At 41.0% G+C, this 16,976-nt stretch carries 12 protein-coding genes and 2 pseudogenes; 7 read left to right on the top strand and 7 right to left on the bottom strand.

Annotation, left to right across the window (positions count from 1 at the left end):
- Positions 1-18: 18 nt before the first annotated feature.
- Both HUN01_RS11385 and HUN01_RS11380 read right to left on the bottom strand, forming a co-directional pair.
- Positions 19-477, bottom strand: a complete 459-nt coding sequence (locus tag HUN01_RS11385; RefSeq protein WP_181931358.1) for a M67 family metallopeptidase — start codon at positions 475-477, stop codon at positions 19-21.
- On the bottom strand, positions 474-719 hold the full coding sequence (locus HUN01_RS11380) for a hypothetical protein (protein WP_181931357.1): 246 nt from the start codon (positions 717-719) through the stop codon (positions 474-476). Before HUN01_RS11380 ends, HUN01_RS11385 begins: the two co-directional genes overlap by 4 nt.
- A 1,140-nt stretch (positions 720-1,859) precedes the next feature.
- Here HUN01_RS11380 and HUN01_RS11375 point away from each other — a divergent pair.
- A pseudogene (locus HUN01_RS11375) lies at positions 1,860-4,547 on the top strand (beta strand repeat-containing protein); the annotation flags it as partial.
- A 133-nt stretch (positions 4,548-4,680) separates the two neighbouring features.
- Here HUN01_RS11375 and HUN01_RS11370 read toward each other — a convergent pair.
- The gene (locus HUN01_RS11370; protein WP_181931355.1) at positions 4,681-6,786 is read right to left on the bottom strand and encodes an acylase; all 2,106 of its coding nucleotides are present in this window, start codon (positions 6,784-6,786) and stop codon (positions 4,681-4,683) included.
- Positions 6,787-6,816: 30 nt separating this feature from the next.
- Here HUN01_RS11370 and HUN01_RS36050 point away from each other — a divergent pair, with 30 nt between their 5' ends.
- From HUN01_RS36050 to HUN01_RS11350, 5 genes are all read left to right on the top strand, one after another.
- Entirely contained in the window at positions 6,817-6,942 is a 126-nt protein-coding gene (locus tag HUN01_RS36050) for a hypothetical protein (RefSeq protein ID WP_257798123.1), read from the top strand.
- Positions 6,943-7,165: 223 nt separating this feature from the next.
- Entirely contained in the window at positions 7,166-8,197 is a 1,032-nt protein-coding gene (locus HUN01_RS11365; RefSeq protein WP_181931354.1) for a FecCD family ABC transporter permease, read from the top strand.
- The gene (locus tag HUN01_RS11360; RefSeq protein WP_181931353.1) at positions 8,194-9,234 is read left to right on the top strand and encodes a FecCD family ABC transporter permease; all 1,041 of its coding nucleotides are present in this window, start codon (positions 8,194-8,196) and stop codon (positions 9,232-9,234) included. Before HUN01_RS11365 ends, HUN01_RS11360 begins: the two co-directional genes overlap by 4 nt.
- A 129-nt stretch (positions 9,235-9,363) precedes the next feature.
- Positions 9,364-10,224, top strand: a complete 861-nt coding sequence (locus HUN01_RS11355) for an ABC transporter ATP-binding protein (protein WP_181932654.1) — start codon at positions 9,364-9,366, stop codon at positions 10,222-10,224.
- Positions 10,225-10,468: 244 nt separating this feature from the next.
- Positions 10,469-12,289: an ABC transporter ATP-binding protein gene (locus tag HUN01_RS11350; protein ID WP_181931352.1), complete on the top strand. Its 1,821-nt coding sequence runs from the start codon at positions 10,469-10,471 to the stop codon at positions 12,287-12,289.
- A gap of 110 nt (positions 12,290-12,399) precedes the next feature.
- Here HUN01_RS11350 and HUN01_RS11345 read toward each other — a convergent pair whose 3' ends face one another.
- The 4 genes and pseudogenes from HUN01_RS11345 to HUN01_RS11330 all read right to left on the bottom strand — a co-directional run bounded on the left by HUN01_RS11345 (position 12,400) and on the right by HUN01_RS11330 (position 15,998).
- Entirely contained in the window at positions 12,400-12,777 is a 378-nt protein-coding gene (locus HUN01_RS11345) for a DUF1636 family protein (RefSeq protein WP_181931351.1), read from the bottom strand.
- A 333-nt stretch (positions 12,778-13,110) separates the two neighbouring features.
- Entirely contained in the window at positions 13,111-14,091 is a 981-nt protein-coding gene (locus HUN01_RS11340; RefSeq protein ID WP_238846182.1) for an iron-siderophore ABC transporter substrate-binding protein, read from the bottom strand.
- Positions 14,079-14,456, bottom strand: a pseudogene (locus HUN01_RS11335) (TonB-dependent receptor domain-containing protein); the annotation flags it as partial. The gene HUN01_RS11340 and the pseudogene HUN01_RS11335, both read right to left, overlap by 13 nt.
- Positions 14,457-14,735: 279 nt before the next feature.
- Positions 14,736-15,998 carry a GAF domain-containing sensor histidine kinase gene (locus tag HUN01_RS11330; protein ID WP_181931350.1) on the bottom strand — a complete coding sequence of 421 codons (1,263 nt, stop codon included), beginning with the start codon at positions 15,996-15,998 and terminating at the stop codon, positions 14,736-14,738.
- A gap of 347 nt (positions 15,999-16,345) precedes the next feature.
- Between HUN01_RS11330 and HUN01_RS11325 the strand changes: the two genes are divergently transcribed.
- Complete coding sequence (locus HUN01_RS11325) at positions 16,346-16,876, top strand: DM13 domain-containing protein (RefSeq protein ID WP_181931349.1); 531 nt, start codon at positions 16,346-16,348, stop codon at positions 16,874-16,876.
- Positions 16,877-16,976 lie beyond the last annotated feature (100 nt).

Below are 16,976 nucleotides of genomic sequence, written 5' to 3'. Positions count from 1 at the left end.
TGTCTTTAAACTAAACAGTTAAATTATATTTTCAATTTTCTCTGCTTGGAACTGATGAGTATCATTAAGGCTCCAGCTTTGAAGTTCTCCAGCTTTACCGTTTTGGACGGAAACTATTATATACGAGTATCCTTGCCAAGCATATAGGCGATCGCATTCTGAAGGGATAGCAGGATGATCTGGATGGGAGTGGAAAATGCCGATAATATTCAGTGAGCGATCGCGTGCTTCCTTTTGTGTTTTTAGCATAACTTCGGGTGCGATCGTATATTGCCGTCTTTTACTTTCTGTTGTACGTTCCCCTGGAAACTCAGCAACCGCTTCTGCATTCCAGGCATTTTCTGTTGGCATGACTTCTACCACAGTTTTGCCCTCATTAACCAGATAGCCCAAAATTATACCGCAACACTCGTCTGGATAGGTGCTTTCGGCATGGCTGCGGATGGTTTGCAAGTGTTCTTGGCTAAATCTGATCATCTCTGCGTTTGTAATTTTGGTAAGCGATCGCGATTATTGCACAGATATTTAATATATCTAACCTGGACATCATGATCATAGTTTAGCTGTAGACGAATCCAGGCATCACAACGTTCAAAAAGGACAATATGTATTAGGCGTTGCTGAATCAAGGGATGTGATTCCTGTAGGGTGGGCGTCTCGCCCTGAAATACAAGGGACGGGCAAGATGCCACTGGTGTCAACTTAACGCGAAACCGCACGTCCGCCAGGGATTGTAAATCCCTGTCTCATAGCTAAAGTCCTCTGAAGAGGACTTCATAGCGCAAAAATTTTCAGTCTACTTCAGTAGACTTGAGCAATTAGTCAGGGATTTACAATCCCTGGCGGGTGAACAACACCCAATCAGTACGCTATTTTTGGCTTAAGTTGACACCAGTGGCTTTTCGGCCCATCCCACAAAACTAGCAAAATCATCCCGCAAATATGCAACGCCATGTATTATTTTTGAACGCTGCATGAGTACGGATGGTTGCAAGTATTCTTAGCTAGCTCTTGTTATATCTGCGTTTGTAACTTTAGTAACCTCCAACAATTCTTGTTTTAGATACAATGCATCGCGAGGCGTAGGCGTAGCCCAACCCAAGCATCGCTTGATCTTCATCATCGCAAATAAGGTATTTTTCTGATCAATCCTTCGAGCATTCTCAAAGTTAGCTGCCTTGAAAGCCTTTGCTCAAACTTCTTTGTGACTGCTGCTGTCTGCAAGTTCTTGACCATAAATTCTCAAAATGTGAAGAACACACTACTAGCACATACATTTCTCGGCATATAATATAAAGAGTATGCAAAGATAGTTCTTTAGCTATAGACATCTAAGTAAATATTCAGTATTTAGTTAGTATCAGGTTATTTAGATGTTCTCTATTTTTAAGCGAAACGTTTACAGGCAATAGCCCACAACAAGGGTATAAAAATCCCTTTCCTTGTCAATATATAGTTAACTGTTCTCTATTTCCAAGACAGTAGGACTAGTTATGTCAAGGTGTTGTGTGAGTTTCAGGCATTTAAGCTTGATTTGACGACGTTTTTCAGCGATTCCTAAGTTGGGCATAGCTGCAACTATTCTATCAAGGATGGTTCTAAAAAGACTGACAACTGAAACAACCTATTTGAGTACATCTACATGGTCATGACTTTGTACAGCTTGTGAGACTTTGATAAGTGTCACTTGCAAGCTAGTCAACAGAGTGGATTTTTGAGAAAAATTAGCGTCCTTCAAGGATGACATCAAATTATTCCGAAAGCGTCAATTCTCGGCGAATTCTTGTGTTTTAAAACGCACTAATTCAGCGCTGAGAACTAAAAATTACTGAAAAAACTGATTTAGGAAGGTAAAAGTTATGGCAAATATCATTGGAACTAACGGTAATGATGCTCTACTGGGCAGTAACGGCGCGGATACAATTAACGGTAAAGCAGGTAACGATATAATCACAGCCAAGAAGGGTAATGATATCCTGACTGGTGGCGGTGGCAAGGATAAATTTGTTTATAACTTGGGCGACGGTACTGATACCATCACCGATTTTGGTGGCATAGGTAAAGGAACAAATCCAACAGCAGCAGTCATTGCCGAAGTGGATACCATCAAATTCCAAGGTGCTGGCTTGAGTGCCCGAAATCTACTGCTTACCCAGAATGGCAGCAATCTAGAAATCACCTTTGAAGGGGTGGATGGTGCCAAAGTTCTCCTCAACAACTTCAAATTAGAAAACTTAGAAAATCTGAATGCTTCTGGTGCAAGACCAGCTATTGGCAATATCCTGTTTGATGGGCAAACCAGCATCACCGACAGCTTTGATGTCCTCGATGTCAACTCCACTGAGACTAGTCTGAGCAACAAGAACAGGGTGACTTTCCTCAATGATCTATCCAATAACATTACAGGTTTAGACGACTCCAATGATGTCATCAATGGTCAGGGGGGTAATGACAAAATCGACGGTAAAAGTGGCAACGACCTTTTGAGAGGTGGTGCGGGGAATGATACCCTCCTTGGTGGTGAAGGCAATAATACTCTCCTTGGTGGTACTGGTGACGATAACTTGAGTGCTAACAGTTCAACAGGGGATAATTTGCTCTCTGGAGGCGATGGCAATGATTCTCTCTCCGTCTCTGGCTACGTGGAAGTCAACTACCCAGACGGGTATGACTTTCGCTCGTCTGGCAAGAACACCCTCAACGGTGGCGCTGGTAACGATACCTTAAATGCTAGCGGTTCAACAGGCAATAACCTGCTTTTTGGGGGCGATGGAAATGATTCTCTCTCCATCTCTGGCTACTACGAAGGAAACGGCTACTTTAATGACGACTCTCGCTCATCTGGCAAGAACACCCTCAATGGTGGTGCTGGTGATGATTACTTGATTGCTAGCGGTTCAACAGGCGACAACCTACTGGAGGGTGGTGATGGAAATGATTCTCTCTCCATCTCTGGCTACTACAAATACACTCCCTACGAAGACCCGTATGAACCCCGCAACCTCTCCTCTACATACGACTCTCGCTCATCTGGCAAGAACACCCTCAATGGTGGTGCTGGTGATGATTACTTGATTGCTAGCGGTTCAACAGGCAATAACCTGCTTTCTGGGGGCGATGGTAATGATACTCTCATTGGTGGTACGGGAAATGATACCCTCTTTGGTGGTAGAGGGAATGACTCTCTCGACGGTGGTAGTGGTAACGATATCTTAAATGTTGACTCTTCACCAGGCAATAATCTACTCTCTGGTGGTGATGGCAATGATACTCTCTCGGCATTAGGTGACTACTATGGCGATGTGGTGTCTGGCAATAACACCCTTAAAGGTGGCGCTGGTAATGATAGCTTGAGTGCTGACGGTTCAGCAGGCGATAACCTACTGGATGGTGGCAATGGTAATGATTATCTCTCTGTCTCTGGTGGCTACTACGATCCTGAAGTGTCTGGTAATAACACCCTTAAAGGTGGCGCTGGTAATGATAGCTTAAGTGCTTTCTTTTCAACAGGCGATAATTTACTGGATGGTGGCGATGACAAAGATAATCTCTCCGTCAATCTTGCCAGTGGTAATAACACCCTCAACGGTGGTGCTGGTGACGATTACTTGAGTGCGAATATTTCGACAGGGAATAACCTGCTTTCTGGTGGGGATGGTAATGATTCTCTCTTTGCCTCTGAGTTCGAGGGCTACAGGTTTGATAACACCAGTGGTAATAACACCCTCAACGGTGGTGCTGGTAAAGATTACTTGAATGTTAACCATTCACGAGGTGCTAATCTGCTCTCTGGTGGCGATGGGAATGATACTCTCTCCGGCTCTAGCTATGGCTACGGCTTCGGAGGATCTTTTTATAACACCACTGGCAATAACACTCTTAACGGTGGTGCTGGTGACGATAACTTGAATGTTGACTATTCATCAGGCAATAATCTGCTCTCTGGAGACAGTGGCAATGATTATCTATCCGCCTCTGGTTACCAATACGATAAGGACGGCAACTACGGCGAAGGAGTTTATCGCAGAGCATCAGGCAATAACACCCTTAATGGTGGTGCTGGTGGCGATAAGTTAATTGTTGATTACTCAACAGGCAAGAACCTCCTGTTTGGGGGTGATGGCAATGATACTCTCTCCGCATACGGTGCATTAGGCAATAACACTCTTAATGGTGGTTCTGGAAATGACTACCTCACAGGTGGTTTTGGCAATGACACCCTCTATGGAGGAGATGGTATTGATACATTTACCTTCAGTAGTTACAAGCAAGGTGTTGATCGTCTTTATGACTTCAACGCCACTAATGAACTGATTCAGGTATCGGCTACTGGTTTTGGTGGTGGGTTATCAATACCTTCACTTTCGGCTAGTCAGTTTACCCTTGGAACGTCTGCAACGACAAGCAATCAACGATTTATCTATGACAATATTACAGGTGCACTGTACTTTGACCAAGATGGTAGTGCGGGTGGATTTGCTCAGGTAAAATTTGCACAATTATCTGCCGGATTGTCATTAAGCAAAAACAATTTTGTAGTTGTTTAATCGTAATTAGCACCAGCCTTTGCCCTGGCTGGTTCCCAGCCTGGAGGCTGGGAACCGATCCTGAGAGGCTCCGCCTCTAGTGGCTTGAGCAGAGGCAACACAGGATTTTGGGCTTATCTTCGTGCCATTCACCTCAGAATATTTTACGTTCTTCTAGATGGGCAAGAATATCTGAGCGATCGCGCCACACAGTCCGCAACTTTTTGTTAGCGAACATCTGTAACTGGTCGCTAATGTGGGGCGATCCGGGTTGAGTTGCATTACCATAGCTGGTGAGTGCCATTGCCCGTACAGGGTTAGAAAATTCAATTGCAGCCACATAGGAATCACCTCCAAATGCTTGGAACTGACCGTTTGCTCCAGGAGCAGAATTCAGTACCCGAAAAATTCCCAGGCTATCATCCCCACCATTACCAGGCAAATCCACATCACCCAACCGTAGCCGAAAAACCTGGCCCCACGGTACATCAATTGCCCCATAAGTCTTTTCTACCTCTGCTGCGGCTGCTTGCAGAGTTGCAACTGCACTTTCAGGATTAGCTAAACCATCGGGTGTGGTGCGTGGAGAATTTTCATTCCAGGGTTTACTAAATGTCTTATCTAAGTCCATCTGGTGTACCCAAAAAGCAAATAATACGGCCCCGCGACTATCTGCATCAGCTTGGCGATCCCAGGCTTCTAAGACATTCGCTGCTTTTTGCCCTAAGTCCTGACCGTACTTGCGTGCAGCCGGAATTAAATCATCCAAAATCCGATCAGCTAGTTCCATACGGGTAGAGTGCTTGTATGCAACCATTTCATCAAAAGAGATTTTGTCATCCTCAGCCAACATCCTTACAGAACGTTGGGAGCGGAAACCCATGAAACGAGGTGCCATGTAAGGCGGGTAATTATCTGCTTTAATGGCGGTTGGAAATGTAGTTGTCCAAGGTGGATCGTTTGTATTTTGCAACCAGCCACTCTTCGGATCAACTATGCGCGGTAAATCTTTGTAAGGATGAATTTTTGTCCACAAGGTTTTAGATGTATTTCCTGGGATTATGCCTTCCCAGTATTCAAAATCACCACTAGAACGCACGGGAACTTGACCGTTGAATAGGTGCATAATATGCCCTTCTCGATCCGCATACATCACCGTAAACATTGGCAATTGCAAGCGCTGGAGCGTTTTTTCAAACTGGTTAAGGTTTTTTGCTCGTGCCATATCCCACCACTGCTGGAGTACACCTGGTCGATCAAGACCTGCAACTCTTAGCGCTACGGCTTTACCATTTTTCTCGGCTACTACAGGCCCGTGGACAGAACTTTTCACTACTAATGGTTGCTCTTGTAAGGAGCCATCTTTCTGCTTCACCTTCAAGGAAAGGGTTTTCGTCTGAAAGTTACGAACTTTGTCATCAAACCGGTACCCATTACCGGCCAGTGTGAGTTCATAAATATCCCAACCATCATAGGTATTAACAGTGTGAGTCCAACCCAAGTTGTTGTTGAATGCGATCGCTAATACGGGAATACCTACAAGTGTGGCTCCATAAGCATCTATTCCTGGGGCGGTGATTTGGGCTTCGTACCATAAAAATAAATCTGACCAAGGTAGGTGTGGGTTCGCTAGCAACATAGCATTCCCATCGACAGAATGACTTGGTGCGATCGCCCAACCATTAGATCCTGCTTGCAACTTTTCTTTGCTCAGACCTAATACTTGCTCCGGATTGACCACAAAGGTGAAATTGAGTACCCGATGTAAGTGAGCCATGACATCTTCTGCCTTGACTGGTAACACCAACTCAACTTGATCATCAATTAAGTTAGGATTTTGTTTTGCATAAGCATTGATCCCAGTAGCAAAAGCATCGAGATAACTACGAAAAGCTGGACTTTGTGCCTTGTACCAAGAACGAGCGCGTTCTGGTACTCCCGCAGTTTGTACCCAACGATCTGATTCGAGGTATTCCTCTCCCCAATATTCCGCCGCGCGTCCTCGTGCTTGACCATAGAGACGCAAAAGTAAATCTCCATGACTTTGCATTTGTGCCCAACCAAAGGCATAAAATGCACTCTGGTCATCTTTACCGTAAATATGCGGTACACCGTATGTATCCCATAATATCTCTGTTGATTTTGTTGGTACAGCTACAGCGCGGCTTCCGACAAACAAAACCAGTATTAAGCTGAGTATAAAGGGTAAAACGCGTATTGATTTTCTTTTGTAAACTCTGAGTAAAGTATCAATCCTCATTAACACCACCATTTACAGATGTAACGACTGGTGACTGAAACTGCTTATTGGGAATTGGGCATGGGGCATTGGGCATTGGGCATTAATTATTCTCCTTTGCTTCCCAGTGCCCAGTCTCCTCTTGGCACGCAAGTAACTTTGACAAAGCAGATTTAAGCCGATCTCACAATATCACTTTATTGAGAAAATATATCAAAACTGTAATGACATCCCTTATTCCGTTTAAAAAATGGAAAAAGGCTACATAATCATGTAATCTATATATTTATCAAGAAAGATTATCAATTCTATGATTAAAATGCTGTTAAATATTGATATTATCTATTGAAAAATAACTAGCCAAGCAGAGCGTAATAGTTTCAAATGACGGCAGGATCAAATGATAAAAGCAACTACACTCTCACCTAGAGAATTGAAAAAGCCACCCATTACAGCCTTCTTTGGTCTGATTTTGGGACTATGTATGCTACTAATTTGCTTGGTGTACAGTGTGACGCTAGGTGCAGCAGAAATACCTCTAGGTAAGATTTTGACATCTTTTCTAGCCTTTGATGGTTCCTATGATCACTTAGTTATTCAGACTGTGAGATTACCGCGATCGCTAATTGCTATCCTTGTTGGTTCATCTCTGGCTGTATCGGGAGCATTGATGCAGGGTTTAACGCGAAACCCCTTAGCAGATCCAGGCATTTTGGGTATTGAATCGGGAGCCGCTCTTTTTGTCGTTGTCGCAACTTTTATTTTTGGTAGCTCATCCCTAAATGTTTATGCTCTTGCGGCATTTCTGGGTGCGGGAGTAATAGCGGTGTTAGTTTACATCCTTGGCTCTCTGGGACGAGGAGGAGCCACCCCACTGAATCTGACAGTAGCAGGAGCGGCGTTAACTGCTCTGATTTCTTCCTTCACCACCGGTATCCTCATTGTCAGTCAACAAACACTTGAACAAGTTAGATTTTGGTTAGCTGGTTCATTATCTGGTCGAGATTTTAATTTATTCTTACAACTACTGCCTTTCGTCGGCATCGGATTAGTAGTAGCTTTTGCCCTCGGCAGACAAATTACCACTATGAGTTTAGGTGAAGATGTCGCCAAAGGTTTGGGTCAGCAGACAGCTTGGATCAAAATATTTACCGCTATCAGCGTAGTTTTACTAGCAGGAAGTTCCGTCGCTCTTGCAGGGCCAATCGGCTTCATTGGTTTAGTCGTTCCCCATATAGTGAGATTTTATATTAAAGCCGATTATCGTTGGATATTACCTTATTGTGCAGTTTTGGGTGCTATTTTACTCTTGATCGCAGATATTGCCGCCCGTGTATTGCTCAAACCACAGGAGTTACCTGTAGGTGTAATGACAGCAATAGTTGGCGCTCCTTTTTTTGTCTACCTGGCTAAGTCGAAGGTGAAAAAATGAGTTTTGATTGGCTAGTCATTCGTTCCCAAGCGATATCTTTCCGAATTGACCGACGTGTACCAATCATATTGCTATGTTTGGCAGTAGCGATCGCAGTAGCGATGGTAATGAATGTCGGGCGTGGGGAATATCCAATCTCGCCTTTAGATATCGTGAAAACTATATTAGGTTTAGATACAGGAAACCCAGACCATCAGTTCGTGATTCAGAGTCTACGTCTACCCCGCACCCTTGTAGCTTTTATGGTGGGAATGGCGTTGGCAATTTCTGGCACTATCTTCCAAGGACTGACACGCAATCCATTGGCTGACCCAGGTATTATCGGCATCAATGCTGGGGCGAGTCTGGCGGCGGTTACAGTAATTATACTATTCCCATCAGCACCAATTTACACCTTGCCTTTGTCGGCTTTTGCTGGTGCATTGCTGATGGCGATTTTAATTTACTCCCTGGCTTGGAATAACGGTAGTTCTCCGATTCTATTAATTTTAATGGGTGTTGGTTTATCTGCGATCGCCAGTGCCATAACCAGCTTAATGATTACCTTTGGCGAAATCAATGACGTTAGTAATGCTTTGGTTTGGTTAGCTGGGAGCGTCTACGGTCGGACTTGGGAGCAAGTCTTTTCTCTGTTACCTTGGTTAATTGTTTTTGTCCCAATGGCTTTGACACTAACAAGACATTTGAACGCTTTAAATTTAGGAGATGATGTCGCCAAAAGTTTAGGTAGTCAAGTGGAATGGCAGCGTGGTTTACTCGTGCTGGTGGGTGTAGCCTTAGCCGGTGCAGGAGTCGCCACCGCCGGAAATATTGGTTTTATTGGTTTAATCGCACCTCATTTAGGACGACAGTTGGTAGGTGGAACCCATGAAGGCTTGATTCCTACTTCCGCACTCTTGGGAGGAGTGATTGTTGTAATGGCAGACTTGCTAGGAAGAACCCTGTTTGCACCTATCGAATTTCCTTGTGGCGTCGTAACTGCTGCTATTGGTGCTCCTTATTTTCTTTATTTATTAATTCGTAACCGCAAAAAATAAGAAGCTGGGGATTGGAGGAGATGTGGTTTAACTTTGCTCACCAACCGAGAGATGAGGAGATGGGGGACGCAAATAAAAACAAATGACAAATGACAAATGATAAATGATAAATCTAAAATGGTTTCACTTATGAAAGGACTCTCAACCAAAAGTCTGTCTTTAGCTTACGATGGTGCGCTGATTATCCGTGACCTAAATTTAACAATCCCCACCGGACAAATTAGTGCTTTAGTTGGTGCTAATGGTTGTGGTAAATCAACATTATTACGAGGTCTGGCAAGATTACTTAAACCCTGTGGCGGTACGGTCTATCTTGATGGAACATCTATTTTTAATCTTTCCACCAAAGAAGTAGCACAGCAGTTAGGTATTTTGCCCCAAGGGCCAGTAGCACCGGAAGGTTTAACAGTGCGAGATTTGGTAGCACAAGGACGTTATCCTTATCAAAATTGGTTGCAGCAGTGGTCGGAAAAAGATGAAAAAATCGTGCAGCAAGCACTAGAAATTACAGATTTGTTGAAATTAGCAGATAGAGCATTAGATACTTTGTCTGGTGGACAACGACAAAGAGCTTGGATTGCAATGGCATTGGCGCAAGATACAGATATTTTACTTTTAGATGAACCAACTACTTTTTTAGATTTGGCGCATCAGATAGAGATTTTGGATTTATTGTATGAGTTGAACCAAAATCAGGGACGGACAATTGTGATGGTGCTACATGATTTGAATCAGGCGTGTCGTTATGCTGATTATTTAGTTGCAGTCAAAGATGGTCGAATTTTTGCTGCTGGAGAACCAAAGCTAGTGATGACTCAAGAAATGGTTCAGGAGGTTTTTGGGTTGGAGTGTCGGATTATTCCTGACCCAGTAGTAGAGACGCCGATGTGTGTACCGATAGGACGCAAGGGAAAAGTAAATAATAAAAAGGAGTCAGAATTCAGAATTCAGAATTCAGAATACTCTACCCATGAAGGGATAGAGTTTTAAATGAGTGAAAAAAATTTCATCCTGGTTTCGCGCCACTTGCGGGCCAGGTTTTAAACCAATATTCATTACCCAGTCGTACAGAATTCATACTGAATTCTGACTCCTGACTCCTGAGTTCTGAATTCTTCCTATAAATTTTCTGCAATGACTGATTCGATTTCTACTAAAGACATTGCTTAAAAATACATTTTCTAGTGCAGATTATTTTAACTCACATTCACCTAACTACAAACAACAAATAGTCGTGACAATCACATCACAATCTCCTAAAGTATCTAAAAATCGTAGTAATTCAGCCCATCCTTTACAACGCTTGCTCAACTATGGCAGCCAATATCGCCAACAAATTTGGCAAGCAACAACATTTTCGATCATCAATACGCTTTTAGACTTAGCACCACCGTGGTTGATTGGTACTGCGGTAGATATTCTCGTCAAGCAGCAAGATTCTCTAATTGCAAAGTTGGGAATAAGAGATGTATTTTCGCAATTTTTATTGCTTTCTTTTGTCACTGTCATTATTTGGATATTTGAATCACTTTCTCAATACGCCTATGATAGAATTTGGCGTAGTCTAGCTCAAAATATCCAGCATAGTTTACGCTTAGATACTTACAATCATGTCCAAGAATTAGATTCAGCTTACTTTGAAGAAAGCAGCACTGGTCGTTTGATGTCAATTTTGAATGATGATATCAATCAGTTAGAAGATTTTTTAAATTTTGGAGCTAATGACATCATCCAGATTAGCACTTCACTCATTATTTTAACTGTTGGTGCTTTCTTTGTTTTACCTCCTTCCATTACCCTAGTAGTAATGTTACCCATGCCATTTATTGTTTGGGGTTCCTTTACTTATCAAAAGCGTCTGGAAGCTCGTTATGCTGAGGTGCGGGAAAAGGTAAGTTTTTTGAATTCACGATTGGCAAATAATCTTAGTGGAATTAATACAATTAAAAGTTTCACCGCTGAAGATTATGAAAGCGCTAGATTGGCGGGAGATAGCGAAGCATATAGAAAAAGTAACACCAAAGCAATTAAACTTTCTGCCGCATTTGTGCCCTTAATTAGAATGCTAGTTTTAGTAGGGTTTACAGCCTTATTATTTTGGGGAGGGATGGCGGCATATACTGGTCAAATATCTATTGGTAATTATAGTGTTTTACTCGTTTTAGTACAGAGATTATTGTGGCCATTAGTAACATTAGGAGAAATATTCGACAAATATCAAAGGTCAATGGCTTCTGCCAATCGGATTATGGATTTATTAGATGCTCCCATTAACATTATTAGAGGAAATATATCTTTAAATGTTGCTCAGGTACGTGGTGAAATTGACTTTAAGCAAGTAACTTTTTCTTATCTAAATAGAGAACCAGTAATTAAAAAACTATCTTTACATATTCCCTATAGCAAAACTATTGCTATAGTTGGATCTACAGGTTCCGGGAAAAGTACCTTAGTTAAATTACTACTGCGATTTTATGATATTTCTTCTGGAACAATTACTATTGATGGTATTGATATCCAAAAATTAAACTTACGTGATTTGCGTCGTAGTATCGGTTTGGTTAGCCAAGACGTATTCTTATTTCATGGTACGATTGCTGAAAATATCGCCTATGGTACTTTTGATGCTACCGATCAACAAATAATTGCAGCTGCGAAAATTGCCGAAGCTGATGATTTTATTATCCGCCTACCCCAAGGTTATGAGACAATAGTCGGTGAACGGGGTCAAAAATTATCTGGTGGACAACGCCAAAGAATTGCGATCGCTAGGGCCGTTTTAAAGAATCCACCAATTTTGATTTTAGATGAAGCAACATCAGCAGTGGATAATGAAACTGAAGCTGCTATTCAGCGTTCTTTGGAACGCATTACTGCTAATCGAACGACAATAGCCATAGCTCATCGTCTTTCCACTATCCGCAATGCTGATTGTATTTATGTGATGGAATATGGAGAATTCGTTGAGTCGGGAACACACGAAAAATTGTTGGAGAAGAATGGGATTTATGCTGGTTTGTGGAACGTGCAATCGGGAATGAAAAATCTTGGTTAGTAGGGAAATGAATTAGATTAGTGGCGATCGCAATCCTCTGGAAGTAGCGGGTAAGTGCGATTCCTGATGATCCGATAATTTAGAGTCAAATCAAACATATTTTACCAAAGCTATGATTTTACAGGCGGAATTTGCGCGAAAATCTTAGACTGCAAAAGTTCGGGAAATTTTTCCCAAACTACACCGCCTTTACGACTCTTGATATACAGTTGCATAAATTCTATTAATGCTGCTGAACTTTCTTCTGGGGAAAGATTGACAAATAGATAGGTGGGTTTCTCGTGGCTAGATACAGATACAACACAGCCTTGACTGCAAGCCCAAAGACACCCAACAGGCTGAATTTCTAGTTCGTCAGGATGGAATTGTTCACTACATAAAGTATTTAGTTTGTCAAGTAAAGTATTGCCATCGAAAGGTGGATTTTCTGGTCGTTTTTCAGATGAACGGTGGCAGGCTTTGCAGACGAATAGCGTGTGTTTAGTCATGGGTTAAGGTGTGTTGACTAGGTATTTAAATAAATCATCAATTACGACATCAGTCGCAAGCAGATTTGACTCTCTCCAGGTTGATAATTTTATTAAGTAAACATGATTTTGCTGAACGGCTTTAAGCGTTTTACATAGTGGCTTTTGTTTGAGTTATTTCAATGATTTTTCATCGTCATCTCCATAAATTCTTATAAATATAATATCACCGTCTATCCCCTATACTTCTTCTTCAGGAATAAAAAGGTATCCCTTTGTAGTAAAAACATCTTGCTTCATCAGAAAAATAGTAGCCGGATTTACAGACGAATATGATGTGTTTGGGGATTTGAGTTAGTGAGCGTTGACGAGGTATTTAAATAAGTCATCAATAACTGCATCAGTTCCCAGCATATTTGTTGCAGCCCATGCCATAAAATCAACATAATAAACGTGATTCTCTTGAACAGCTTTAAGTTTTTTCCAAAGTGGTTCTTGTTGTTTTTTTGCCAGAAATTTATTGCCATTTCTTGAAAAAGTTGTCACAAATAAAATATCACCATCAGCTTTTTTTAATTCCTCTAAGGAAATAGGAAAAGCTCCATAGGTTGAATCCATATTTTGTGAGGCTGGACGCTGCAAAAGCGCATCACTGATAATGGAGCCAGGAAATGAGTTTTTGGAATCAATGTATATCTGCTCACGCCCAACAGTTATAAAGGATATTTTTTTGCCTTGATAGCGAGTTCCTAATGCTAGTTTTAGCTTTTCTATTCGCTGATAGTAGCGATCCCAAAGTGCTTTTTCAGCATCTTGCTTCCCCAAGGATTCAGCTACAAAACTCAGATGTTTTTGCCAGCTTATGTAATCAATCTCACCTAATACTGTAGGAGCAATTTTAGATAGTAAAGGATAAATTGGCTTGAACCAATCTACACCAATAATTAAATCTGGTTTGAGTCGTAACGTTGCTTCTAAATTTGGTTGTGAAAGTCCAAGTAATTTTATTCCCTCCGTTTCACCATTAATGGATGTCAGAGAGTTTCCCTGTATGTAAACTTCGTTAGTTGTCCCGATGGGTTTAACCCCAAGTGCAAGGACATTGCCTAAAGTACATGAGGATAAGGTAATAACACGCTGGGGGTTAACGGGAACACAGGTTTCCCCCATTGTGTGTTTAACCATGCGACATTCTGCGGTTGGTTGTTTAGGTAAAGAGGATATATTTTGAGATGTGTGGAAATTGCAAGCTGTAACTAGAGTAAATCCGAAGATGCCTAATATTAGCCAGTAATAAAAATGTCGCATGATTGTCTCAATTATTAAAACTGCCAAGAAATAGTTCCTTGAACTGTAAAAGGTTGTCCATAATAAACACGATTACCTAATGAGCTTTCAAAATAGTCTATGTCAAATAGATTTTTGAAGTTGAGTGCGGCTCTGAATCGATCTTGTTTATAGAAAATAGAGGCATCAGTCCGAAGATAGCTAGGGACATCGTAAGTGTTGTCAAAATTAGCGCGATCGCCTACAAAAAACAAGCCTATTCCCGCCCCTAACCCTTGTAAGTTACCTTTTTGAATTTCGTAGCTCGTCCACAAGTTGAAAGAATGATTAGCACTATTTGACAATCGGTTTCCAGGTGTCAAAGTATTATCTTTCGTAATGCGGGCATCGATATAAGCATAGCCAGCAAAAACAAAAATTTATAAAAAAGGACTAAGCCTAAGTCAAATTTACTTGGAGATAAATAAGAAATATTTCTAATATTGTTGCATAAAATTACTAGTACAATTACCTTAACCTCTCACCGATGGTCGCGGAGTGTCTCGCAAAGAAGCCTCATCTAATACCAATTCAATTAATGATTGCAGCACATCCTTGGGTAAAGACGCGATGAATCGCGTCTCTACAAATGGTCTATTTGTCGCATTCTTTTTTAATTGGTATAAATTACTACCGCCTCTCTGCTGTCTCCTTCACAAAACTACCGATAATTGGACACTCACGGTAGTTCCTGTTAAGAGGTCAGAAGAGATTAACAGTTTCCCACTATGAGCATTGACGATGCGTTTGGTAATAGCAAGTCCTAGCCCAGTGCCACAAGGTTTTGTAGAGAAGAATGGTTGAGAAAGTTTAGTGATAACTTCTGATGGAATTGGCTCACCGCCATTGTGGATATTAATGTAAACTTTATCTATATGCAAATCCACTTTCCATTTAACGATATCTCCTGGTGCGATCGCTTCGCAAGCATTACGGACAATATTGATAAATACTTGTTTAAGTTTGTCTTTATCTCCCAAAATTTTTACTGTAGGTGATGCCGGAATAAATTCAATTTGTCGTTCCAGAGCTTCTGGCATTTCACGAATGCATACAAGCAAGTCATGAATGAATTCATTCACATCTAATTCACAAAGTTGTAACACTTGAGGCTTGGCGTAGAGCAAAATTTCACTTAATAGACGTTCTAAACGACTAGCTTCGCTCAGTGCCAAAGTTAATCGTTCTTGAGCAGATTCAGTCAGAATGGTTTTTCGGAAATACTTCAATCCCATGAGCATTGTAGTCAAAGGATTACGAATTTCATGCACAATAATGGCAGCAAATTCACCAATTGCTGCTAGTCGTTCTTGTTCTAAAAGTTTGGCTTGGGCTGCTTGTAATTCTGCGGTGCGTTTTTCTACCTCAGCCTCTAGAATATGATTAAATTGGCACTGTTGTTGATAGAGATGATAGTTGTCAATTGCTGTTGCAGCTCGTTCAGCAAACAATTCCACTATTTGGATGTCTTCTTTTGTAAAATCACGTGGTTGATGATTAAAAGAACAGATAGTACCAATCACTTCATTTTCAGCAGTCCGCAATGGTATCCCCAAATATGCACAATAACCTTCTGGAGCCTGTCCATACTCTGGGTATTTTTGAGCATCTTCCACTGCTAATGAGTGACCAATTTTGATCACAGTGCCAGTGAGTAAACCATGTAGTGAATAAACATGTTCGCCTTCACCCATTTCGAGACTACTGGCTAAAACAGTTTCAAAGCCCTCTTGGCAAAAGGTAACAACTGTCCAATCAACTCCAATGAGTTCGCTGACTCCGCAAGCAATATTGTGCAAATAGCTACTGAGTTCACCAGTTCGATAGTTCAAAGAAGATAAACGTGCTATGATTTGCCGCTCACGCTGCCAATTTTGGTTGTGCAACAACATTTCGTTATCACTGGTTTTGCTCATGGATGCCTATTGCATGGGTTTTGAAGGAGGCTGCGAGGCGCAAAGAAAGATTTTAGATATATATGCTATTTACATACAACAAAATTGTATTATTTTACTTAACTAAATGTAAAATTATACAACAATTTAATAACTAGAAATGCAGCCCAGGAACGATTTAAAGAATTCAAGACTTGAAAGTTTAGATTTTGCTGAGAAATCCATAAGAATTTTTTAAACAAAATCTCAGCTTTCTAGATATTAATCCTTAGATATTCATAATTTTTAGACTAATTATTCAAGCAATAATTGGTTCAAAGTTCAACTAAAAAGCTATATTGTTGATTAATTATTGAGGTATTTGAATCATGAAATTCAGAATTTTATTAATCCTAAGTTTTTCTTCTATTGTCATGGTTAGCTGTACTCCAGAAGTATCAAGTAATCAATCTAAGAAAAGTGCGATCGCTGTGAATACATCTGTTCTTACATCTTCAACTCCGGCGAAGTCTTTAGCCCCTTTAGCACAATCTCAAAGGTCAACTGCTACCAAGTCAGGCACTTTTGTTTCTGGAGAACATCCAACGCAGGGAAAAGTCAATATTACAACCAAAGACGGTAAATCATTTCTAGAGCTTGAACAGTCATTTAAAACCTCTGAATCAGGCCCGGATTTAGTAGTAATTTTGCATCGTTCAGATAATGTGATTGGTTCAACTAAGCCACCAGCTTATTCTTTAAAAAATGGAGATCATATCATTATTGCTCCATTAAAAAAATATAGTGGTGCTCAAACATATTCTATTCCTAATAATATCAATTTAGCAGATTACAAATCTGCCGCTATCTGGTGTCGCAAGTTTAATGCTACTTTTGGCGCTGCTAATTTGAGTAGTTGAAGAAAAATTCAGAATAACTAATTTGACCAAAACAATTGTAAATTCGCTTTTTCGCCTATTCGCAATTAAAATGCGCGGCTATTTAATTGGATAATTGTTA

This window comes from Nostoc edaphicum CCNP1411 (genome assembly GCF_014023275.1).
GTDB classification, from domain to species: domain Bacteria; phylum Cyanobacteriota; class Cyanobacteriia; order Cyanobacteriales; family Nostocaceae; genus Nostoc; species Nostoc edaphicum_A.
Note: the sequence above shows the minus strand (reverse complement) of the source record. Positions and strands in the feature narration are given on the sequence as shown.